We start from the raw sequence: 21719 nt of genomic DNA, 5'->3' as shown, positions 1-21719 counted from the left end.
GGCAGGCGGGCGGACTTGGCTCCGAACCTTGACCCCTCCGTCTGCCACTTCTACGATTCAGGCGGGATTTCTCCCGTCATTTCCGAGGCTTACGGGAACGATGCGTTTCGTCTGCGACAGCTGCCGCGCGCAGTACATGATCAGCGACGACAAGATTGGCCCCAAAGGGGTCAAGGTTCGTTGCAAGAAGTGCGGCCACACCATCACCGTGCGTCCCGCTGGCGCGACGGCCGCGAAGGACTCCGCGTCTGAGTCTTCGACCTCCGAGGCCTCCGCCTCGACTGACGTGGGTAAGGGGAGTGACACGTCCGCCGCCACGATGCCGGCGACGTTGGGCACGCCGCCCGAAGGCGGTCTCTTCACCGACGTGGAAGAGGACGAGATTGGCGCCGTCTTCGACCAGGTGCTGAGTTCCGGCACGCAGAAGATTCCCACCGAGGCCGCGAACGAAGCCGCCGCGCGCGAAGCGTCCGCTGAGAACGTGCGCAAGCTGGCCGAAGCCGAGGCGGAGCCGGACAAGGAAGAAGCCAAGGCCAACGCGGCGGCGCACGAGTGGTACGTGGCCATCGACGAGAAGCAGGTCGGCCCCTTCAATGTCGAGAAGGTCAAGGACCTGTGGGACCGCGGCGAGGTGGGCCCGGACAGTCTCTGCTGGCGCTCGGGCTTCAGTGATTGGATTCCGTTGTCGGAGACGGCGGAGTTGGCGTCAGTGCTGGCGCCGCGGCCCTCCAAGCCCGTCATCGTCGCGCCCGAGCCTGTGTCCGGCTCGACGCCCACGGTGTCCTCAGGCCCCGTGCAGTCCGCCTTCAGCGCGGGCAAGGGGGCGCGTGGTGATTCCGGGCCCGCGGGCGCTTCCGAGGAAGCCGTGGGCTGGAAGCCGTCCGCGGCCAGCGTGCTGGCCTCGCTGGTGAAGGAAGAGAACGACGCGCTGTCGAAGCCGCCTCCGACGCCCGCGCCCGCGCTGGGCCGGGAGCCGGTGTCGCAGTCGCGACTGCTGGACGTGCCCATGCCGCCGCCGGAGCCGGTGTCCTCGCCGTCCCTGCGGGGCGCGGAAGTGCCGATGGCGCAGCCCATGGCCTCGCCCATGCCGTATGGGCAGCAGCCCATGCAGCAGTATCCGCAGCCGGCGCCCATGCCGTATGGGCATCAGCCGGGGCCGCAGTATGCGCAGCCCATGCCCGCGCCGTACCCGCCGCAGCCGAGCTACCCGGCCGCCTATCCGCCGCCGGGTGGGGGCAAGGGCAAGACGGGGCTCTTCGTTGGCATCGCCGCGGGGCTGCTCCTGGTCGGTGGTGGCGCCGCGGCGCTCTTCCTGAAGGGCGGCTCTGGTGCGGACGCGGCACCAGCGAATCCCCCGGTCGTCGCGGCGGCGCCCGTGGCCACGCCGACGCCGCCCCCCAGCAACCCTCCGCCGCCTCAGGCGAACACAGCCCCCGCGGCGGCCGCTCAGCCGCCCGTGAATCCCGCGACGCCGCCTCCCACGGAGGTCGCTGCGGCGCCGGTGAACTCGCCTCCGCCGGAGACGCCGCCCACGGCCGTCGCGGCGGCGCCCGTGGCCACGCCGACGCCGCCTCCGGTTGAAACGGCGAAGCCTGCGGAGACGGCAGTGGCGAAGGTCGAGCGGCCCACGAATCGACGCACCTCGTCGTCGCGTCGGGAGGACTCGGAGCCTCGCACGTCCGCGCCGGCGCGTGCGGAGCGGCCCTCGTCGAGCGATTCGGATGATGACTTCGACGAACTCTTCGGCACGAAGAAGTCGGCGCCGGAAGCAAAGTCGTCGTCGGCGCGTCCGACGGCCTATGTCCCCCCTGAGCCTGGGGGCGGGGTTCCGGACCGGCTGCAGCAGTCGGACATCATGGCGGTGGTGCTGGCCAACAAGCCGGCCATCGTGAAGTGCGTCAACGAGCAGAAGAAGAAGGACCCGTCGTTGAGCGGCAAGCTGGTGATGCGCTGGACCATCCAGACGAGTGGCAAGACGAGCGCGGTGTCGTGCCGCACGGATGAGTTCCGCACCACCTACATGGCGAGCTGCATCTCCGGGCTCATCAAGAGCTGGTCATTCCCTCGTCACAAGCGGCAGGGCGAGCCCATCGACTTCCCGTTCACCTTCTGAAAGGTGAGGGGCGTCCACTGAGGCCATCGCGACATGAACGTCGCGATGGCCTCCGCTCCCGCTGTCTGCTTGCGCGAAGGGTGAATTTCGAGGCCGAGCAGCCGTCCAGGTGGCGTCGACACTCGTTGACACGTCCGGACGGGCGGGACTAAGCCTCACTTGCTCGCATGGTTGTTGGGGCCTGTAGTCAGTGGCCGGAGGCCCCCCGGGCGGCGTTCCAAACAAGAGGAAATCTCAACATGCAGCTTCGCAAGATGATGTTGGTGCTCACTGCGCTTGGCGCGATGAGCGGTCTCATGGCTGGTTGCGGTGACGACTCAACGTCCCCGGGCGCGTGCACCAGCAACGACGAGTGCGGTGAGTCGGAAATCTGTCACCCGACCGCCCAAGTCTGCGTGCAGACCTGTAACTCTGGTTCGGACTGCCCCTCCACGGCGAAGACCTGCGCCCCGCTGGGCGGCACGGGTCCCAGCGCCACCACGAACATCTGCCAGTGCTCCACGGATGTGCTCTGCAACGGTGGCACGGACTCTGAGTCCACGGGCCTGGTCTGCTCCAACCTGGACAACGTCTGCGTGACGGCCTGTTCGACCGACGCCCAGTGCTCCGGCGACCGGACCTGCAACACGACCACTGGCCAGTGCGAAGAGGGTGACACCGAGCCCGTGCCCGGTGAGAGCTGCACCGGTGAGGGCCGCTCCACCTGTGGCTACGGTCTGATCTGCACCAGCAGCACCTGCTCCGAGCCGCCCGCTCCGACGTGCCAGAACTACACCGCGTACCCCAACAAGGCGGCGGACGTCGGCACCACCGGCCCCATCATCTACGACATGGCGACTGTCAATGCGGTGGCGGGCACGACCGCTTGGTGTCCGGGGGCGAAGCGGCTGCGTCTGTCTGTTTCTGCGTACACCGATGCTGCGTCGCCGTTCCCTCAGACCGCTCCGGAACTGGGCAGCTTCTACTACGTGAGGACGGATGGATCGCGAATCAACGCAGTCATCAGCAATGGGGCGAATGACTACGTCATCACTCAGAACGGTACCCGCGCTGACATCATCGTCAACCTGTGTGTTCCGGCTGACAGCACCACCACTTTGGTTGGCTACCACTTCGGTGACGGCAACTTCTTCTGCTTCCGGTCGAACTACTAGGACTTGATTGCGGACTCCCCGGAGCTTTGGGTGTGGTGCGGCGATTCGCAGCATGCTCACAGCACGGGCCACGATGAATCTTCTTCGCGCTCGACCGTCTCATCATGGGAGCGCGGATAGTTCGGCGTCTTGATAAGGAGAGAACATGCGGTACACCAAACTGATTCGGACGATGACTCTCGGGCTGGCCCTGGCTGCCCCGACGGCGATGGCCAACGATGTCGCTGTCAAGCTGAAGTGCCCGGCCGGCGCGACCCAGGTCGGTACGAAGGCTGAAGGCCTGTCCTGCGCGAAGATTGATGCGGCGCAGGGGACCCAGGTCGCGCATGGCGAGTACGTCGCGTTCCACCCGAACGGGGTGAAGGCGGCGCAGGGGCAGTTCGAGAATGGGTTGAAGGTGGGCGTCTGGACCTTCTTCGACGCCGCTGGAAACAAGCGGGGAACCACTGAGTTCAAGGATGGCGGGTGGGATGGCAAGCGCACCGCTTACTTCTCCAACGGCAAGCCCCAGCGCATTGAAGAGTACAAGAGCGGCAGGAAGCATGGTTTGACGCAGGAGCTGTCCAAGGACGGCAAGGTCGTCAGCAAGGCTCACTACGATCACAACCGCCTCGTCTCTGCTCAGTAGGCAGGTGACTTCATTGCGGTAACAAGGGCCTCTCCCTTTGGAGAGGCCCTTTGTTTTTGAGGCCTTCCCCAGCCGGGTCGACTCAGTTAGGAAGTTGCGTGTGAAGCCCCCCTCCCTTGCCCCTGCCTTGCCCGATATTCCCATCCGACCGGTGGGGCAGATGGGCCTGCGCGAACTCGAACGGATCCGGCTAATCCTTCGGGGCGGCTCGGTCATTGACTGGCGGAGGATGTATTTTCAGACCCGGGATGAGGTAGATGCCTTTCTGCGACTGCTTCAACTGGATTTGTCCCAGTCCTTCGATGAAGTCTGGGCGCGTCAGGTCCTCGCAGAGGCCGTCGAGTATCTCCGGAAGACGTTCAACTACCGCGTGTCCAATGTGGTGGCACAGCCGGAAGAGATTCATGACCTTTTCCTTTTTGCGTCGGGAGTAAAGGGCTCTTCCCGCCATCGTCGAATTGCATGCGTCGTCCTCAAGGTGATGCACGTCATTCAGCACATCGAAGGACGGGATTTGCTGTTCCGCCTGGCTATTTCAGAAGCCGAACTGGCGGAAGTGGTGACGGCGAAGGTCTTGAGTGTCGCCACGGAGATGCAGGCCAAGGGATTGCCTGTCGTGGAGTTTGCTCACTCCATCAAGACGCAGGACTCACTCATTACGAAGCTGCTGGCAAAGAAGGAGACGGTTGCTGCGCAGGTATATGACCGGACTCGATTCCGTGTGGTGACAAAGCGGCGCGAGGACTTGCTTCCTGTTCTCTACTACCTCACCCAGCGCCTCTTCCCCTTTCACCTCGTCGTTCCAGGGCAGACCGAGAACACGCTGCTACCGTTCAAGCAGGTGCTCGCTGAGAACCCTCATTTCGAGCAGTTCATACCCAAGCTGCAGCTCGACCGTGATTTCGAGGACCGAGAAGGTCCCGGTAAAAACATTTATTCGGGCAACTCGTATCGGGCATTGAACTTTGTAGTGGATATCCCCGTCCGAATGGATGCGTATCTTCCTACCCCCGAAGAGGACGACCGTCAGCGCAAGGGGAGGATCGTTATTTCATTGGTTGAGTTCCAAATCGTCGACGAGGAGACGGCTCGGATTAATGAGATGGGAGAGAACTCTCACGATGCCTATAAGCGAAGGCAGAAGAAGCGAGTTCTCAAACGCCTGAGCCAAGGCCTCGTGGTCCCCAAGCGTCAAACGTGACAGGTCCCTGAACTCCGAACTGATGAAGAGGAGCGCTCACGGCCGACTCCAGCCAAGCGTTCGGCCATGAGCGCTTCCATTACATCATTGATTGTGACGATAGACGTGAATGTCGGTGCTGGTTGAGCCTGCTTCGTGCCAGGCCAGCCATGGGCGGCTTTGGCGATCCATGTCAAGCGTGGGCCGATGTGCTTGGGCACCACTCCCTGTCATGGAGCGCAAAGGCGGACCGATGGGCTCCCAGGTGGCGGCGCGTTGGCGGGAGACATAGATAGAACGCTGGGAGTTCGCGACGCCGCTCCATGCCACCGTGGGAATGCCGTTGTCGCCAATGGCGAGCGATGGCTCGGTATTGTTTGTCGAGTCGTGACTGAGGAGCATCGGCTCGGCCCACTCGCTACCTGTCCAGTTCGAGAAGTGAATCGAGCCTTCTACTGTGCTCTTATGCACTTCTTGCCATGCGACGGACGGCACGCCAACTGCTGAGGTGGCGATGCTGGGGGTGACTGCGGCTACCGACTGGGGCGCGGTGATGATGCTGCTCCCCACTGCTCCTGAATGGTTCAAGAGCACGCCAATGACACGGGTTTCATGTTGGGCGTGGTAGGCGTCGTATGAGACGAATACGTTCGCGCCGTGCGCGCTGATGGTCGCTCTTCCAGTCGTGTCATAATCCAATGGACGATGTACGTCGATGGTCGTCCAGTTCGTCGCGCCTGCGCTAAGTTCAAAAGCAACGAGCCGGGGAACGCCGAATTGATGTGTTGCGTAGACGTAAATGGCTCCGGTGCTTGTTGTTGTTATGCTGGGTTCCGCGATGAACCTGTCTTCGGTTCCCGTAATGGGAAAGGCAGGTAGGTCCTCCCAGAAGGTGTTGTTCCAACGCCGCGCATATAGGTTTTTCCCGGTTCCAACTCCCGTCGCTTCCTGCCAGGCGAGCAACACCCTTCCCGAGGCATCAAGATGCAGCGTGGGGTTCTCTGCATGAGTCCCGGTGCCAGCAAGTCCACTCAGCGCTCCGCCCAGATGGCTCCAAGTCGCCCCGTTCCAGCGGGCCACATGGATGTTCTTGGCTGAGCCATCAAACTCAGACCAGGCGACGACGGGCAGGTCATCTGCATCCAGCTTGAGTACTGCATTCTCTGCTGGTGTCGATCCAGCCCTTGCACTGAGAGCTCCGCCAACGGGGAGCCAGACAGGGACTGTGAACTGCCATTCGGTGGTGGACTGCAGCACATTGCCCGCCAGGTCCAGAATGGGCTGACTGCCGGTTCCGAGCTTCACCAGGACGGTACTGGGGGCAGGCAGGGGCGTGGTGGGCGTAATCGTCAACGTCGTTCCGTCGGCGGAGAGGCTGACGGTTGTCTCAATCCGGGTGTTGCCGTGAGCGAGCACTTCCACGTTGTCTGGAGATATGCTCGCAGGGCGCACCGGCTCGCTGAACGTCGCCTCCAAGGAGGCACGCGCGCTGACCTGAGCATCGCTCGATGCAGGCGCGCGGCTCGAGACCTGCGGAGGCGTGCGATCCACGATCACCGTCCGTGCGATGCTCGTGAAGGTTGTGCCGCCTCGCGCGGCTCGCGCCACAAGTTGGAACGCTCCCTCGGGCATCCCCCGGGTGTCCCACGTATAGGTGTACGGCGGCGCCGAGACACTCGCCAGAAGTTGCGTGTCGCGGTGGAACTCGACAGTGTCGGCTGCGCCCCCCTCAATCGTTGCTTCCAACGGCAACGCTCCGTTGGTGTAGGTGGCAGAGTCCGCTGGGGCGGGAGCCGCCCATCGCACGACCAGGTCTCCGGCCGGCACGACGGTGAGCTTGAGCGAGGCTGTCCGGAAGTCGTTGCCAGATGCTGCGCGGACCGTGATCGTCGTTTCTCCAGCCGCCGCGCTGGGGGAGACCTGGAGGGTCAATGTGGCGGTGGTCTCCCCAACGGGAATCGCTGTGGGCTGGGCGGTGATGCCGGAAGGCGGTTGCTCCAATGACACGGAAATCCTGTCCGAGTATCCCTCGGCCCGAACGATAGCGACCTGAATGGGTCGACTGCCGCCCTGGAGTGCGGAGTCTTCGCTGGGGCTCAGGCTCAGTGTGAACTTCGTCGTGGGCTGTACCCCTCCGTCCGGGGTTGGGTCGGGCTCGACCTCCGGGACGTTGATGCACGCAGTGGACAGGGTGATTGCGGTTAACAGCAAGGCGCAGGGGAGTCGGGACATGAGTCGGATGCTTGGCAAAGAGCGTTCCAGGAGCCGCGACGGTTGTTGAGGATGCCTGCGCCCGGCGAAGCTGTGGCCTCTCCGAGCAGCCCAAAGGCGAATGGTGCAGGGCGTCGCGTTCGCGTCTCGGACGCATACCACGCCTCGTGGCAGCCCCGTCCTCACCGGCGGATTCCAGTCTGAACGCGCGGATGCGCCACGAAAACACGAACGCCCGCACTCCCAGCACGAATGCGGGGAGGCGGGCGTGGGCACCGGGGCCGCAGGCGGCCTACTTCTTCTTCCGGTTCTTCTTCTTGTTCTCCTTCTCCCGCTTGCGGCGCTCCTTGATGGCGTCGCGGTCCTCGCTCTTGCCGGCGGCGGAAGGCGGCGCGTAGCCCATCAACCGGGCCTTGGCCATGGCGGCCTGGCCCATGGGCGGCGTGTAGCCGGGAGCAATCTGCGGCAACTGCATGGGCATGCCCATGCCGGGCATGCCGCCGCTCATCATCTTCTCCATCATCTTCGGGTCGCCGCCGAACATGCTGGAGAGGTCCATGTTCTTCATCTGCGACAGCTGACCCAACTGCTTGAAGCCGGGGATGCGGCCCAAGAGGCCCGGATTCTGGCCGATGGTGCCCATCACCTGCTGCATCATCCCGAACTTCTGGAGCAGCTCCTTGACCTCTTCGACCTTGCGGCCGCTGCCCTTGGCGATGCGGTTGATGCAGCTGTTGTTGACGGTATCTGGCCGCAGGCGCTCCTTCGCCGTCATCGAGTCGTACATCGACTCGATCTTCGTGAGCTCCTTCTCGTCCGGGTTGAGGTGCTCGGTGAGGTCGCCGAAGAGGGGGAACTTCTCCAGCAGATCCTTGAGCGGTCCCATCTTCCGGACCATGCGGATCTGCTCGACGAAGTCCTTCATCGTGAACTGGCCGGACAGGAGCTTCTTGGCATCCTCCTCGGCCTTCTTCTCGTCGACGACCTTCTCGAAGTCCTTCATCAGGCCGACGATGTCGCCGAACCCGAGGATGCGGCCCGCGAGGCCGGCCGGGCGGAACTCCTCCAGCTTGTCCATGGACTCGCCCATGCCGAGGAACTTGATGGGCTTGCCCGTGACTTCCTTGATGGACAGCGCGGCGCCGCCGCGGGCGTCACCGTCCAGCTTGGTGAGGATGAAGCCGTCCAGCGTCAGCCGCCGGTCGAACTCCGCCGCCGTGCGCACAGCGTCCTGACCAATCATCGCGTCGCACACCAGGAGGATGTTGTCCGGCTGGACGTTGCCCTTGATGGACTCCAGTTCGGCCATCAGGGACTCGTCGATGGCGAGCCGGCCGGCGGTGTCGATGAGCACTACGTCGCACTTCTGCTCGCGCGCGGCGGCATAGCCCCGCTTGGCGAGCTCGGGCGGCTGGATGCCGGGCTCGTGGTAGACGGGGACCTTGAGCCGCTCGCCCAGGACCTTGAGCTGATCCACGGCGGCGGGGCGGTAGATGTCGGCGGCGACGAGCAGGGGCTTGCGCCCTTCCTGGAGGAGCCGGCTGGCGAGCTTTCCGGTCGTGGTCGTCTTACCGGAGCCCTGGAGGCCCACCATCATGATGCCGGACAGCTGGCCCTTGGGCTTCAGCTTCAAGCTGGTGTCGACGGGCCCCATGAGGGCCTCCAGCTCGTCGTGGCAGATCTTGATGAAGTGGTCCATCGGGCTGACCTTGCGCTTCTGGCCAGCCGTGTCGGTGATGGTCGTCTGCACCAGCTCGCCCACGGACTTCTCGCGGACGCGGGCGACAAACTTCTTCACGACGTCGAAGGCGACGTCGGCCTCGAGCAGGGAGACGCGGATGTCGCGCAGCGACTCGTCGACCAGCTCCGGGGTGAGCTCGCTCTTGCCGGCGAGGCGGTTCTTGGCGGCGCGGAAGCCCTTGGTTACGGTCTCGAGCATGGGGGGCGCTTTATAACAGGGTCAGGCGGGATGCGACGGTGGAGCACATTCCGGCCGTCGAACTGTGAAGAGAAGGGGGCCCGGACCGGCCTCCCTGGCGGCGAATCCGACCCGGGGCCCTGGATTCTTCAACGCTCTTGAGGGGTTGGCGCATCCCTGAGCACCCTGGCGCGGGCCTCGAGGCATCGCTGGGCGCGAAATGAGGCGCCCAGGCCTGCCAGGAGCCCCAGCGGAGAGGGAAGAGAGCCTGGGGCTGCACGAGGCCTTTGCCGGAGGTAGGACAGGCCCTGTAGGGTGCTGCCCGCAGCAGGGCACGAGTGGCGGAACTGGCAGACGCAGCGGACTTAAAATCCGCTGGCCCGTAAGGGCCGTCCGGGTTCGATCCCCGGCTCGTGCATGGACTCCGGGCGGCTCCCGGAGGAGGCTCGGGGGACGCACACCCGGTTTCCGGCAAGGTCTTCATGAACGCCACCTCGCGCCGCCGTTTCCTCCTTCAGTCGGGTCTTCTCGTGGCCGCCTCGGCCATCGGGTGTCGGCGCTCGGAGGCTCCGGCGGTCATCCTGCAGTCGCAACGCAATGTGGTGCAGACGCTCGAAGGCGTCCCCGCGACGGACGGAGCCGGCGTTCGCTTGACGCGGGTCATCGGGCAGCCCTCGCTGCGGAACCTCGACCCATTCCTCATGCTCGACCGGTTCCACTCCGATGACCCCGGGGCCTACATCAACGGCTTCCCGAATCACCCCCACCGGGGCTTCGAGACCGTCACAGTCATGCTCGAGGGGCGAATGCGCCACCGGGACAGCCGTGGCAACAGCGGGCTCATCGCCGGAGGTGGCTCGCAGTGGATGACGGCGGGCCGTGGCCTCATCCACTCGGAGATGCCGGAGCAGGTGCAAGGGTTGATGTCGGGCTTCCAGCTCTGGCTCAACCTCCCCGCGAAGGAGAAGATGTGCCCGCCCGCCTATCAGGACCACACGCCAGAACAACTCGCGGAGGAGCGCCTGTCTCCCTCGGGGAGCCGCGCGCGTGTCATCGCGGGCCACATGAACGGGCTCCAGGGTCCCGTGCGTGAGCGCCCCACGCGGCCGCTCTTGCTGACCCTGGCGCTCGAGGACGACCGTCCTTTCGAACTCGACACACCGTCGGACCACACCACCTTCGCCTTCGTGTCCACGGGCGAGGTCGACCTGGGACCTGAAGACACGTCGAAGCCGGTGCGCGAGGGCTCGCTGGCATTGCTCGGCCCGGGGAGCCGGCTTCGCGTGCGCGCGAGGAATCGCCGGAGCGAGTTGCTCATCGCCGCGGCGATGCCCCTGCGTGAGCCCATCGTCCAGTACGGCCCGTTCGTCATGAACACCCGCGAGGAGATCCAGCAGGCCTTTGACGACTATCGCGCGGGCGTCCTCGACCAGGGGTGATGGTCGTCAAGCCACGGCCGACTGGCCACAGAAGTCCAGCACCTCCGCGAAGGGCCAGCCCTCCAGTGCGCCGAACAACTTGTGGCCGCCGAGCTTCGCCCGCGTGAGGGCGGGGCTGCTCAATCCGCAGAGGAACCTCGCGGCCTGCCTCGGATGCCCGAGCGACTCGGGATGTTTCGCGGCCAGGGCTCGGAAGCCCGCCACGTCGAGGCCCTCGGGCAGTGTCGGCCTCCGGCGCACCGCGGGAAGCACCTGGGCCTCCCCGGTCCGGCAGAAGGTGCAGTGCCCACACGGCTGCTCCCGCCGCTGACCGAAGTGGGCGACCAGCGCATTGCTCTGGCACCCCGCATGGGTGACGAGCTTCAGTACGTCCCGGACACGCGTGACCTCCTGGGCCTCGCGCTGCTGAAACCGCTGATGGAGGAGTGCCGTGAGCGCTGCTGCGTCCTCCTGGGGCCGCAGCCGTGTGAAGCGCTGCCGCGGCTCGGAGACCTGGAGCAACACGAGCCCCTGTTCCTCGAGATATTCGATGGCCCGCACCACGCGCTCGCGGGGCTGCCGAAGCGAACTCGCCACCTCGGCCGGGTCGAGCGAGTACCAGGTGCGTCCTTTCTTCGCCTGAGCAAACACGTCGCGCAGGAACTGCCCCCGTTCTCCCTGGAAGCGCCCCACGAGCGCGTCGAGGGGCATGAGCGGCTGCACCTTGTAGCCCGCGTAGTACGGCGTGCCTTGCCTCAACACGCCTTCGAGCTCCAGGTACGTCAGCGCGGTGCGCAGCACGAGCGGCCGCACATCATGCCGGGTGGACAGAGCGAACATGTCGACGCTCAGCTCGGGACCCAGGCCGAGCAACTCGGTCACCAGACTTTGAATTGCTTCCCGCGTGGGTGTGTCTCCGAGCGCGAAGTTCTCCAGGCTGGGGACATCGTCCGGACACGCGAAGAGCTCCACCACCGATGGCGCTCCATCTCGCCCGGCTCGGCCGATTTCCTGGCTGTAGCTCTCCAGGCCCTTGGGCAGGTTGTAGTGATACACGGCCCGTACATCCGCCTTGTCGATGCCCATCCCGAACGCGATGGTCGCTACGACGATGCCATTCGCGGAGGCCATCCAGGCTTCCTGCACCCGCTCACGGACCTCGGGCTCCAGTCCCGCGTGGTACGCGCTGGCGGGGAGCCCTTCGGCGGAGAGGAACGCGGCCACGCGCTCGGCGGTCTTCTGCTGCGTGACGTAGACGATGGTGGGGCCGGGCGCTCGGGAGCCGAGCCGCCCCAGGAGGAGCGCGTCGCGGGCCTCGGCGTGAACCGGGGTCGTCTCCAGCGTGAGGTTTTGCCGGTAGAAACCCGTGACGACCGCGTTCTCCTCGGGGATGCCAAAGCCCTGGCAGATGTCTCGCACGACGGAGGGTGTCGCCGTGGCGGTGAGTGCGAGGATTCGCTCTGCCGATAAATCCCGCGCGGCCTTCGCCAGCTTCAGATAGTCCGGGCGGAAGTTGTGGCCCCATTCCGAGACACAGTGCGCCTCGTCCACCGCGAACAAGGAAATGCGCAGCTCACGGAGCAGGGCGGTGAAGCGCTCGTTGTTGAAGCGCTCGGGCGCCACGTACAAGAGCTTGAGCGAACCATCGCGCAGCGCCTGCGTGACTTCGCGTGAGTCGTCCACCGACAGTGAGGCGTCCAGCCGCGCGGCACGAATGCCCTGCCGGGCCAGGGCGTCAATCTGGTCCTTCATCAGCGCGATCAGCGGGGAGACGACCACCGTGATGCCCTCCAGCAGCAGCGCCGGAAGCTGATAGCAGAGCGACTTGCCGCCACCTGTGGGGAAGACCGCGAGCGCCGCGGCTTTCGGACCGAGCAGCGCATCGAGGACCTCACGTTGGCCAGGGCGGAAGTCCGTCAGGCCGAACCGCTCGCGCAGAACGGTATCGAGTGAGCTGTGTCGTGCGCCATCTGCCCTGTGCATGAAGCTCCTCCAACTCGCGAACTCCGGCAACCCACGCCCTCCATGGGCCCTGTCCAGCGACTCCGTCCCTGCTCACCGAGGGAAGAGCGTAGCCACGAAGTCCACGAAGACGCGAACGATGCGTGCCGCTGAATTGGCCACCATCGCCCATGCGGGATGGCCGGCTCGGGGATAGGCTGCGGCGCCATGACCTACCAACGCAATCCCGTGAAGGCGCCCCGTGTGTCGGGCCTGGCGCTCAAGGCTTTCGTGAACGCCCTCGAGAGCGGCGTCGGGTCGGTGATGCTGGACAAGCTGACGCGGGACAGCGGCATCGAGCGATGGCGTGAGTTCTCGGCGGGGGACGCGCCGCCGCTCCAGTTTCCGTTGCCCCAGGGCACCGCCGCCACGGAGCCGCAGACGCCCACGGAGCAGGCCGCGCGCGCCATCGCCGCGTCCGCCAGTCCGCCGGAGCGTGAGAGCGTCGCGGCCTATGTCCGCGCCTACCGCGAGGGCGCCACGGACCCGGTGGCCGTGGTGAATCGAATTCATGAGTCCATTGCCCGGATGGACAGTGGGAAGCAGCGCCTGGGCTTGTTCATCGCCCGCAAGCCGGACGAGGTGCACCGGGCCGCAGAGGCGTCCTCCGAGCGGCTGCGCGAGGGGCGTCCGCTGAGTGTGCTCGACGGCATTCCCGTCGTGCTGAAGGACGAGGTCGACCTGGCCGGGTTCCCCACCACGCTGGGCACGCGGTTCCGCACGCAGGTGGCCGCCGCGGACTCGACGGTGGCGGCCCGGCTCAAGGCCGCGGGCGCCATCATCCTCGGCAAGGCCAACATGAATGAGATTGGCATCAACCCCATCGGGTTGAATCCCCATCACGGCGCCGCTCGCAACCCTTGGGACACGGGCCGCATCACCGGTGGCAGCTCCAGTGCCTCCGCCGCCGCCGTGGCCGCGGGCCTGTGCCCCTTGAGCATCGGTGCCGACGGCGGCGGTTCCATCCGCATCCCCGCGGCCCTGTGCGGCATCGTGGGCCTCAAGGCGACGTGGGGCCGCATCCCGGAGACGGGCGTACCGCCACTGTGCTGGAACGTGGGCCACGTGGGGCCCATGGGGCTCACCGTGGACGATGTCGCCGCGGCGTATGCGGTGCTCGCGGGGCCGGATGGACACGACCTCGTCTCACAGGGGCAGTCACCGCATCACCTGTCTGGCTACGAGGATGACGGCCTGAGCGGCGTGCGGCTGGGCATCTGCTGGGACTACTTCGAGGACGCCGACACGGACGTCGTCGCCCGCTGCAAGGAAGCCGTGGCCGCACTGTCGGCCGCGGGCGCGCGCGTGGTGGAGATTCCGCCTCCCGACCTCAACACCGTGCTGTGGACCCACAGCTGCATCATCCTGAGCGAGATGTCGGAGGTGATGCTTCCCCATGTGAAGGCGCATCCGTCGGAGTTCGGGCTCGACACGCGCACCAACCTGGCCATTGGCCGGCACTTCCGGGCCACGGACCTGGTGCATGCCCTGCGGCACCGGCATCGCCTGACGCGTGAGCTGCTGGCGCAAATGGCGGGCGTGGACGTCCTCGTCACGCCGACGACGGCCACCACGGCGCCCCTCATTCCGGAGGCGGCGCTTCCGGATGGCGAGTCGAACCTGCCTGTCGTCGATGCCCTGATGCGCTTCGTGCGCCTGGCCAACCTGACGGGCTTCCCCTCGCTGTCGGTGCCAGCAGGCTTCGACGAAGAGGGGCTCCCGGTGGGCGTCCAGCTCACAGGCCGCCCCTACGAGGAGCACCTGCTGCTGCGCCTGGGCCGCGTGGTGGAGCAGGCCTCGGAGTACCGCGTCCCGCCTGTTCATCTGCGCGCACTTCGGTGAACGCTGTGGATTGAAGGGCTGAAAAACAAGAAAAACGTGCAAGTGTGGCTTCGCGTGCTCGCGGGGCCACCCACGGGCCACGCACTCGACACAGCCCGCGTCACTCCGGGCGCCGCTCCCTGGCGCCCTCGCGCGGGCGGGAGGAATGGCTTCGTGCAACCCAGTAACACCGCCGTCTCGCCGTTTCGTCGCTTCACCGCTCCGGCCGCGCTGATGCTCGCGGCGGCCCTCACGACTGGCTGTGGTCCCTCGGAGCCACCCGCCCCGAAGGAGGCCGAGGCGCTCGGCAGTCGCACCGACGCGCTGACCGAGCTCGTCTCCAATGGCACCTTCAACGGCGGCACCGTGTCGCCCTGGTGGAGCGGCCCCAACACACAGTCCCGTGTGGAGAACGCCCGCCTGCGCGTGGACGTGGGGGGTGGGACGGCCAACCCCTGGGACGCGCTGATTGGCCAGGATGACATTCCGCTGGTGAATGGCCGGGCGTACACGCTGTCCTTCACCGCTTCTGCTTCGGTGACGACGACGGTCCGTGTGACGGTGCAGTTGGAGAGCGCGCCGTACACCGCGCCGCTGGACCGGCAGATTACGTTGGACGGCACGTCACGGCACTTCACGTTCCCCTTCACGTCGACGCTGGCCACGCAGGCGGGACAGGTCACCTTCCAGATGGGAGGCCGCGCGACGGGGTTCAGCGCGTTCATCGATGACATCTCGCTCACCACGGAGGACGGCGGCGGAGGCGGCGGGCCGCTGGCGATGACGAGCGGCTTCTACATCGACCCGAACTCCAACCCCGCCAACTGGGTCCGGGCCAACAGCGGGGACTCGCGCGCTGCGCGCATCCAGTCCTCCATCGCGAACAACCTGGCCGCGCGCTGGTTCGCCGCTTGGAGCGGAGACATCACCACGGCGGTGTCCAGCTTCGTCTCGGCCGCGGACGCGGCGGACAAGCTGCCGGTGCTGGTGGCCTACAACATCCCTGGCCGAGACTGCGGGAGCCACTCGGGCGGAGGCGCGGGGTCGCCGGAGGCGTACCGGACGTGGATTTCGTCCTTCGCCGCCGCCATTGGCAACCGTCCCGCCGTCGTCATCATCGAGCCGGACGCCGTCGCCCAGCTCGACTGCCTGGCGAACGACGCCGAGCGGCAGACGCGCATCAGCCTGATTCGCTACGCCACCGAGCAGTTCAGGGATCGCGCGCCGAACACGTGGGCCTACCTGGACGCGGGCAACGCCCTGTGGATCAACGCGGACACCATGGCCCAGCGACTGGAGAACATGGGCGTGCGCAACGTGCGAGGCTTCGCGCTCAACGTGTCGAACTTCTACACCACCGCGCAGTCGGCCTCGTACGCGGGCTCCGTCAACAGCTCGCTGAACAGCCGGTACGGCTACACCAGGCCCTTCGTGGTGGACACCAGCCGCAACGGCAATGGCTCCAACGGGGAGTGGTGCAACCCCGCCGGCCGCAAGATTGGCACGACGAACCAGGTGGGCGTGGGCGGCGCGGAGATGACCCTGTGGATCAAGGTCCCCGGAGACTCCGACGGCCAGTGCGGCGTCGCGCCCAACACACCCGCAGGCACGTTCATGCCGGACGTGGCCCTGCGGATGATTGACGGCCTCTGAGCGACGCACGGGGCGCCGCACGGACGTCAGTGCGGCGCCGCCACCTCGGTGGAGGCCACCGTCGTGGTGCGTGACACCTTGGGGAAGAACAGCCCCGCGGTGAAGGCGGCCACGGTGAAGGCGCAGATGAGCCAGAAATTGATGCTCAGCCCGGTGCCCAGCGCGCCGCTCAGCGTCGCCAGCAGGTCCGCGGGCAGGTCCTGGCCATGGTCGGGGCTCATCAATGCGTTGGCCGCCGAAATCGGCACCGTCGGGTCCTTGAGGAGCTGCGACACCATGACGCCGCCCATCAACCCCACGCCAATGGCGCCGCCGATGGTGCGGAAGAACATGTTGCTGGCGGTGGCCACGCCGCGCAGCTCCCAGCCCACGCTGGTCTGCACGGCGATGAGCAGCGCGGTGGACGCGAAGCCCATGCCGATGCCGAACAGGCCCATGGCGACCTCCGGCACCAGCTTGGGCGCCTGGGGCCCCAGGAGCAGCGCCATCAGCGTCGTGCCTACCACCGTCAATCCCAGCCCGCCCACGATGAGCGGGCGGAAGCCCGTCTTGAGCAGCAGCTTCCCAGCGACGAGGGCCGCCAGCGGCCAGCCGACAATCATCGGCGTAATCATCCCGCCGGCCTCGGTGGGCGTTCCGCCCAGGACGCCCTGGACGAAGAGCGGAACGTAGGTGGTGGCCCCGAACATCGCCGCGGAGAAGAGCGCTCCCGCGATGGAGGAGATGACGATGGCCGGCACCTTGAAGATGGACATGGGGATGATGGGCTCGGCCGCCTTGCGCTCCACGGCGACGAAGGCCGCGAGCAGCACGGCCGCCACGGGCAGGCCCCACAGATTCACGCCCACGCCTTGCACGCCGACGAGCAGCGCCACCACCCAGCCGGTGAGCAGCGCGGCGCCCGCGTAGTCCAGCTTCTGGGGCTTCCGCTCCACGCGCTCATGGAAGTAGCTCAAGAGCAGGACGAGGCAGCCCACGCCCACCGGGACGTTGATGAAGAAGACCCAGTGCCACGTGAAGTACTTCACGATGAAGCCGCCGGTGATGGGGCCGATCAGGCCCGCGATGCCCCACACCGCGCTGAACGCGCCCTGGACCTTCGCGCGCTCCTCCAGCGTGTAGATGTCCCCGATGATGGTGAGCGCCACCGGCTGCATGGCGCCCGCGCCCAGACCCTGGAGCGTCCGGAAGCCGATGAGCATGGCCATGGACGTGGACAGGCCACTGGCGATGGAGCCCACGAGGAACAGCACGATGCCGAACAGGAGCACGGGCTTGCGGCCGTAGAGGTCCGCCAGCTTCCCGTAGATGGGCACGGTGATGGTGGAGGACAGCATGTACGCGGTGAAGACCCACGCGTAGTGCTGGATGCCGCCCAGCTCGCCCACCACCGTGGGCATGGCCGTGGAAACGACAGTGGCTTCCAAGGCGGCCATGAAGAGGCTCAAGGCCAGGGCCAAGGTGGTGAGGGGACGATGAGTGGTTCGCATGAAGACGCCGGCGCGGGAGAGGCCCTCCTTAACGGCTGCGGGCGGGGGTCGCCAGCAACAAGCGGCCTTGTGCCCCGGGTGGCCACTCAGCGTGCGGGCGCACACGGACTCGGAAACGAACGAAGGGCCAACCCCCACATGCGTGGGAGCTGGCCCTGGAGGCTTCACCCGTCGATTCGGGATTACAGGCCGCGCATCAGCTGGGCCTGGGCGAAGGCCGCCATCTGCTGGGCGTTGAAGCGGCCCTCGGCGATGTCGCCCACCGTCTTCGCGCCCGTGCGGACCGTCTCCACCATGTCCGCCAGCTTGCCCACGGTGCCGGCCTTGCCGAACATCGAGGCAACGCCACCCAGCGGACCGCCGGCGACCATGGCCAGCCCGTTGTCGATGAACTTGTCGACGAACGGCTTGGCGAGCTGGCCGATGCCGAAGGGCATCTTGTCCAGCAGGCCGCCAATCATGCTCTTGAGGGGGCCGGTGATGGCGCTCATCGCCTTGTCGACGAGGCCGGACACCTGGCTCAGCGCGCTGCCAATCTTGCCGGCGATGCCGCCGATGCTGTTCGCCAGGCCGCCTACCGCCTTGCCGATGCCGCCCAGCGCCTTGCCGATACCGCCCAGCGCGCCCGCGATACCGCCCGCCGCCTTGCCCGCCGCGTTGGCCGCACCCGCAGCGGCGCTCCGGCCAGCACTGCTCGCGCCATTCGAGCCACGGCTACCGTTCGAACCACCTGCGCCGCCAACGGACATGGGGGAACCTCTGTGAAAGGGGGTGAATGTAAGGATTGTCGGGGAGCGCGGGGGAAAGTTGCGTCAAATCCGCCTAAACGCGATCAGGCCCGCCCTTGGGCACGTGCTGGCGGAGCTTCTGGCTGGTCTCCTCGTCCACCTTCACGGGCTCCTGGCCCTCATCCCCCCGGAGTGACGGCTTGTTCGCGTCGTCCTGCTTCCCTTCGAAACCACTGTAATAGGACTTGGGCGGGCCAATGCCCAGCTCGCCATTGGCGGCGGCGATGAAGAAGTTGGCGACGTCCTGGGTGGTCGGCGGGTTGTAGCCGGCGGCGCGCAGCTCCTCGTCCGGGGCAACGATGAGCGTTGGCTCCTTGTCCGGGTTCTGGGCGTAGTCGAGGACCAGCTCGACGTAGGCCTCCAGCTCCATATCCAGGGACTTCGCGATGCGCTGGGTGTCTGGGTCCGCGAGCAGCTCGGCGCGGACATTCTCCACGGGGCGCTTCAGGCGGGGCTTCTGCTCGGACATGTCGGGACTCCCAGAGGGCATGGAAAGAGCGACTCTTCCGGCAGGTTAGCGTCCCCTGCAACAGGGGGCCACCTTGGACGCCCGGCCCTGCCCTGGGGCCGAGGTGAGGCGCACCGGCCGTCCCTAGCGTTGGCGTTGAACCGTCGTTCGGGGGACCCCAAATCATGGCCAATGTCTGCGACCTCTGCCACCAACGCCCGGCGACCACCCGCGTCACCCGCGTCATGGGGAACCGGCGGACCACCGAGTCACTGTGTGACATCTGTAGCAGCCAGCGTTCGCGCTTCGGCCGCATGGGCCTGGGCACGTCGCTCTTCGACCAGTTCTTCAGTGACTTCGGAGACGAGGACTTCGGGGGGCTGTCGCGTTCACTTCAGCAGCCGGTGGAGCGCTACGACATCACCGAGGCCTTCTCCGATGAGACGCGGCGCGTGCTGGAAGCGGCCTTCGAGGCGGCGCGAAGCGCGGGGGCGGCTTCCATCGACACGGAGCACCTGCTGGTGGCGCTCGCGAAGGACCCGCTGGGCCGGACCGCGCTCAGCCGCATGAAGCTGGACCCGGCCCGCGTCGCCGAGCGCGCCGAGTCCGAGATGCGCCGTGGAAAGCGCCCCATGGAGCGTCCCGAGCTGTCGCCGCATGCGAAGCGCGCCCTGGAGCTCGCGTACCAGGAGGCCTACGAACTGGGGCATTCCTACGTGGGCCCCGAGCACGTGCTGCTGGGGTTGCTGCATGAAGGGGAAGGACTGGCGTCGGAGATTCTGCGCGAGCAGGGGGCCCAGCACGGCAAGGCGCGCGCTGCCGTCGCGGAAGCGCTGGCACCTTCATCCGAGGCACGCCGGTCGCCCACGCCCACGCTGGACGAGTACTGCCGCGACCTCACGAGCCTGGCTTCGGAAGGGAAGCTGGACCCGGTGGTGGGGCGGGCCAACGAAATCGAGACCACGCTCGAAATCCTCTCGCGCCGCACGAAGAACAACCCCGTGCTCATTGGTGAGCCGGGCGTGGGCAAGACGGCCATCGTGGAGGGCATTGCCCAGCGCATCATCTCCGCCGCGGTCCCGGACACGCTGCGCGACAAGCGCGTGCTGCAACTGGACCTGTCCGGCCTGCTCGCGGGCAGCAAGTACCGCGGCGAGTTCGAGGAGCGGCTGAAGAAGGTCATGGACGAGGTGAAGGAGCACAGCGACGACATCGTCCTCTTCATCGACGAGGTTCACACCATCGTCGGGGCGGGCGCGGCGGAGGGCGCCATGGATGCGGGCAACATGCTCAAGCCATCCCTGGCGCGCGGCGAGCTGCACGTCATTGGCGCGACGACGCTGGACGAGTACCGCAAGCGCATCGAGAAGGACGCGGCGCTCGAACGCCGCTTCCAGCCCGTGGTCGTCCCGGAGCCGACGGCCGAGCAGGCCATCGAGATTCTGCGAGGCCTCAAGGACCGCTACGAATCCCACCACCGCGTGCGCATCGCGGACGCGGCACTGGTGGCGGCGGTGGAGCTGTCGGACCGCTACGTCACCGGGCGCTTCCTGCCGGACAAGGCCATCGACCTGGTGGACCAGGCCGCGGCCCGCGTGCGCTTGCGGCTCACGCTGCCACCGGAGCGACTGGTGAACGCCGAGCATGAGGTGGTGAAGGTGAAGCGCTCGCTCGATGAGGCACGCGGCCGGAAGGCGGGGCCGCGCATCCAGGAGCTGGAGTCGAAGCTGAACGCCGCCGAGCGCGAGGTCCAGAGCGCGCAGAAGGAGCGCCGCACGCAGAAGTCCAGTGAGACGCCGGAGGTCCGCGCGGAGGACGTGGCGGAGGTGCTGTCGCGCATGACGGGCATCCCCGTGACGCAGATGACGGAGGATGAGCGCAAGAAGCTGCTGGAGCTGGAGTCGCGGCTGCATGAGCGCGTCATCGGTCAGGACGAGGCCATCCGCGTGCTGTCCCAGGCCATCCGGCGGGCGAGGGCGGGGCTCAAGGACGAGTCGCGCCCCATCGGTTCCTTCCTCTTCCTGGGCCCCACGGGCGTGGGCAAGACGGAGCTGGCGAAGACGCTGGCGGAGCTGCTCTTCGGTGACGAGAAGGCGCTCATCCGCTTCGACATGAGTGAGTACATGGAGAAGCACACCGTGAGCCGGCTGGTGGGCGCGCCGCCGGGCTATGTCGGCTATGAGGAGGGCGGGCAGCTCACCGAGGCCGTGCGGCGGCGGCCCTACTCCGTGCTCCTCTTCGACGAGGTGGAGAAGGCCCACCCCGACGTGTTCCACATGCTGCTCCAGGTGCTCGATGATGGGCGGCTCACGGACGCGCAGGGCACGGTGGTGAACTTCAAGAACACCGTCATCATCGGCACCAGCAACCTGGGCTCACACCTCATCCAGGAGTCCACCGCGCGCAAGGAACCGCAGGAGCGCATGCGGGAGCGCGTCATGGGCGTGCTCAAGGGGCACTTCCCGCCCGAGTTCCTCAACCGCATCGACGAGACGGTGGTCTTCGAGCCGCTCAACCGCGCGCAGCTGCGCGCCATCGTGGACTTGATGCTGGAGAAGACGCGCCGCCTGCTGCACGGCCAGGGCATCGCGCTGGAGGTGACGCCCGCGGCGCTGGAAGCGCTGGTGGACAAGGGCTGGGACCCTACCTTCGGCGCGCGTCCGCTGCGGCGTGAAATCCAGCGCGCCATCGAGGCGCCGCTCGCGGAGAAGCTCATCTCGGGCGACATCCATGAGAACAGCCGCGTGAGAGCGGACTTCAAGGACGGAAAATTCCGGTTCGACGAAGTGGAGGCCGCTGAGGCGGAAGGCGCGCAGGCTGAAGCGAGTGCCGTTCACTGAACCGTCACGTGTGGGGTCATCCTGGCCCCCGAACATTCGCCTTGTAGTTGGTACAG

At 66.6% G+C, this 21719-nt stretch carries 14 protein-coding genes and 1 tRNA gene; 9 read left to right on the top strand and 6 right to left on the bottom strand.

From position 1 onward, the window contains the following. The first annotated feature begins 100 nt into the window (after positions 1–100). From gltJ to BLU09_RS28705, 4 genes are all read left to right on the top strand, one after another. Entirely contained in the window at positions 101–2113 is a 2013-nt protein-coding gene (gene gltJ / locus BLU09_RS28720; RefSeq protein WP_090493070.1) for an adventurous gliding motility protein GltJ, read from the top strand. Positions 2114–2352: 239 nt separating this feature from the next. Beyond that, positions 2353–3267, top strand: a complete 915-nt coding sequence (locus tag BLU09_RS28715; protein WP_228564843.1) for a hypothetical protein — start codon at positions 2353–2355, stop codon at positions 3265–3267. Between the two features lie 145 nt (positions 3268–3412). Further along, complete coding sequence (locus BLU09_RS28710) at positions 3413–3895, top strand: toxin-antitoxin system YwqK family antitoxin (RefSeq protein WP_090493066.1); 483 nt, start codon at positions 3413–3415, stop codon at positions 3893–3895. Between the two features lie 100 nt (positions 3896–3995). Continuing rightward, positions 3996–5096 carry a TIGR04552 family protein gene (locus BLU09_RS28705; RefSeq protein ID WP_244172090.1) on the top strand — a complete coding sequence of 367 codons (1101 nt, stop codon included), beginning with the start codon at positions 3996–3998 and terminating at the stop codon, positions 5094–5096. Between the two features lie 84 nt (positions 5097–5180). Here BLU09_RS28705 and BLU09_RS28700 read toward each other — a convergent pair whose 3' ends face one another. Both BLU09_RS28700 and ffh read right to left on the bottom strand, forming a co-directional pair. Beyond that, entirely contained in the window at positions 5181–7307 is a 2127-nt protein-coding gene (locus BLU09_RS28700) for an Ig-like domain-containing protein (protein WP_090493065.1), read from the bottom strand. Between the two features lie 271 nt (positions 7308–7578). Further along, positions 7579–9225 carry a signal recognition particle protein gene (gene ffh, locus BLU09_RS28695; protein WP_090493064.1) on the bottom strand — a complete coding sequence of 549 codons (1647 nt, stop codon included), beginning with the start codon at positions 9223–9225 and terminating at the stop codon, positions 7579–7581. 311 nt (positions 9226–9536) lie between these two features. On the opposite strand from ffh, the gene BLU09_RS28690 reads away from it, so the two are divergent. Both BLU09_RS28690 and BLU09_RS28685 read left to right on the top strand, forming a co-directional pair. Beyond that, positions 9537–9622 (top strand) — tRNA-Leu (locus BLU09_RS28690). A 64-nt stretch (positions 9623–9686) separates the two neighbouring features. After that, complete coding sequence (locus BLU09_RS28685) at positions 9687–10643, top strand: pirin family protein (protein ID WP_090493063.1); 957 nt, start codon at positions 9687–9689, stop codon at positions 10641–10643. Between the two features lie 6 nt (positions 10644–10649). Here BLU09_RS28685 and BLU09_RS28680 read toward each other — a convergent pair whose 3' ends face one another. Continuing rightward, complete coding sequence (locus BLU09_RS28680) at positions 10650–12605, bottom strand: RecQ family ATP-dependent DNA helicase (protein WP_244172089.1); 1956 nt, start codon at positions 12603–12605, stop codon at positions 10650–10652. Positions 12606–12791: 186 nt separating this feature from the next. On the opposite strand from BLU09_RS28680, the gene BLU09_RS28675 reads away from it, so the two are divergent. Together BLU09_RS28675 and BLU09_RS28670 are read left to right on the top strand one after the other, a co-directional pair. Then, positions 12792–14465, top strand: coding sequence for an amidase (locus BLU09_RS28675; RefSeq protein ID WP_090493061.1), 1674 nt, complete (start codon positions 12792–12794; stop codon positions 14463–14465). 153 nt (positions 14466–14618) lie between these two features. After that, positions 14619–16097 (top strand): glycoside hydrolase family 6 protein, encoded by a 1479-nt coding sequence (locus BLU09_RS28670; RefSeq protein ID WP_090493059.1) that lies wholly within the window; start codon positions 14619–14621, stop codon positions 16095–16097. Between the two features lie 26 nt (positions 16098–16123). On the opposite strand, the gene BLU09_RS28665 is transcribed toward BLU09_RS28670, so the two are convergent. From BLU09_RS28665 to BLU09_RS28655, 3 genes are all read right to left on the bottom strand, one after another. After that, positions 16124–17587: an MDR family MFS transporter gene (locus tag BLU09_RS28665; protein ID WP_090493057.1), complete on the bottom strand. Its 1464-nt coding sequence runs from the start codon at positions 17585–17587 to the stop codon at positions 16124–16126. Positions 17588–17769: 182 nt separating this feature from the next. Next, complete coding sequence (locus tag BLU09_RS28660) at positions 17770–18336, bottom strand: hypothetical protein (RefSeq protein ID WP_090493055.1); 567 nt, start codon at positions 18334–18336, stop codon at positions 17770–17772. A 73-nt stretch (positions 18337–18409) separates the two neighbouring features. Further along, positions 18410–18844, bottom strand: a complete 435-nt coding sequence (locus BLU09_RS28655) for a hypothetical protein (RefSeq protein ID WP_011554819.1) — start codon at positions 18842–18844, stop codon at positions 18410–18412. A gap of 164 nt (positions 18845–19008) precedes the next feature. Here BLU09_RS28655 and BLU09_RS28650 point away from each other — a divergent pair, with 164 nt between their 5' ends. Next, positions 19009–21663: an ATP-dependent Clp protease ATP-binding subunit gene (locus BLU09_RS28650; RefSeq protein ID WP_090493053.1), complete on the top strand. Its 2655-nt coding sequence runs from the start codon at positions 19009–19011 to the stop codon at positions 21661–21663. Positions 21664–21719 lie beyond the last annotated feature (56 nt).

This window comes from Myxococcus virescens, from assembly GCF_900101905.1.
GTDB classification, from domain to species: Bacteria; Myxococcota; Myxococcia; order Myxococcales; family Myxococcaceae; genus Myxococcus; species Myxococcus virescens.
Note: the sequence above shows the minus strand (reverse complement) of the source record. Positions and strands in the feature narration are given on the sequence as shown.

Bases quoted from the DNA above. Each gene is read 5' to 3' on its own strand.
- BLU09_RS28715 (WP_228564843.1), top strand. From the start codon at position 2,353: ATGCAGCTTCGCAAGATGATGTTGGTGCTCACTGCGCTTGGCGCGATG.
- ffh (WP_090493064.1), bottom strand. From the start codon at position 9,225: ATGCTCGAGACCGTAACCAAGGGCTTCCGCGCCGCCAAGAACCGCCTC.
- BLU09_RS28655 (WP_011554819.1), bottom strand. From the start codon at position 18,844: ATGTCCGAGCAGAAGCCCCGCCTGAAGCGCCCCGTGGAGAATGTCCGC.
- BLU09_RS28680 (WP_244172089.1), bottom strand. From the start codon at position 12,605: ATGCACAGGGCAGATGGCGCACGACACAGCTCACTCGATACCGTTCTG.
- BLU09_RS28665 (WP_090493057.1), bottom strand. From the start codon at position 17,587: ATGCGAACCACTCATCGTCCCCTCACCACCTTGGCCCTGGCCTTGAGC.
- BLU09_RS28675 (WP_090493061.1), top strand. From the start codon at position 12,792: ATGACCTACCAACGCAATCCCGTGAAGGCGCCCCGTGTGTCGGGCCTG.
- BLU09_RS28660 (WP_090493055.1), bottom strand. From the start codon at position 18,336: ATGTCCGTTGGCGGCGCAGGTGGTTCGAACGGTAGCCGTGGCTCGAAT.
- BLU09_RS28685 (WP_090493063.1), top strand. From the start codon at position 9,687: ATGAACGCCACCTCGCGCCGCCGTTTCCTCCTTCAGTCGGGTCTTCTC.
- BLU09_RS28700 (WP_090493065.1), bottom strand. From the start codon at position 7,307: ATGTCCCGACTCCCCTGCGCCTTGCTGTTAACCGCAATCACCCTGTCC.
- BLU09_RS28710 (WP_090493066.1), top strand. From the start codon at position 3,413: ATGCGGTACACCAAACTGATTCGGACGATGACTCTCGGGCTGGCCCTG.
- gltJ (WP_090493070.1), top strand. From the start codon at position 101: ATGCGTTTCGTCTGCGACAGCTGCCGCGCGCAGTACATGATCAGCGAC.
- BLU09_RS28650 (WP_090493053.1), top strand. From the start codon at position 19,009: ATGGCCAATGTCTGCGACCTCTGCCACCAACGCCCGGCGACCACCCGC.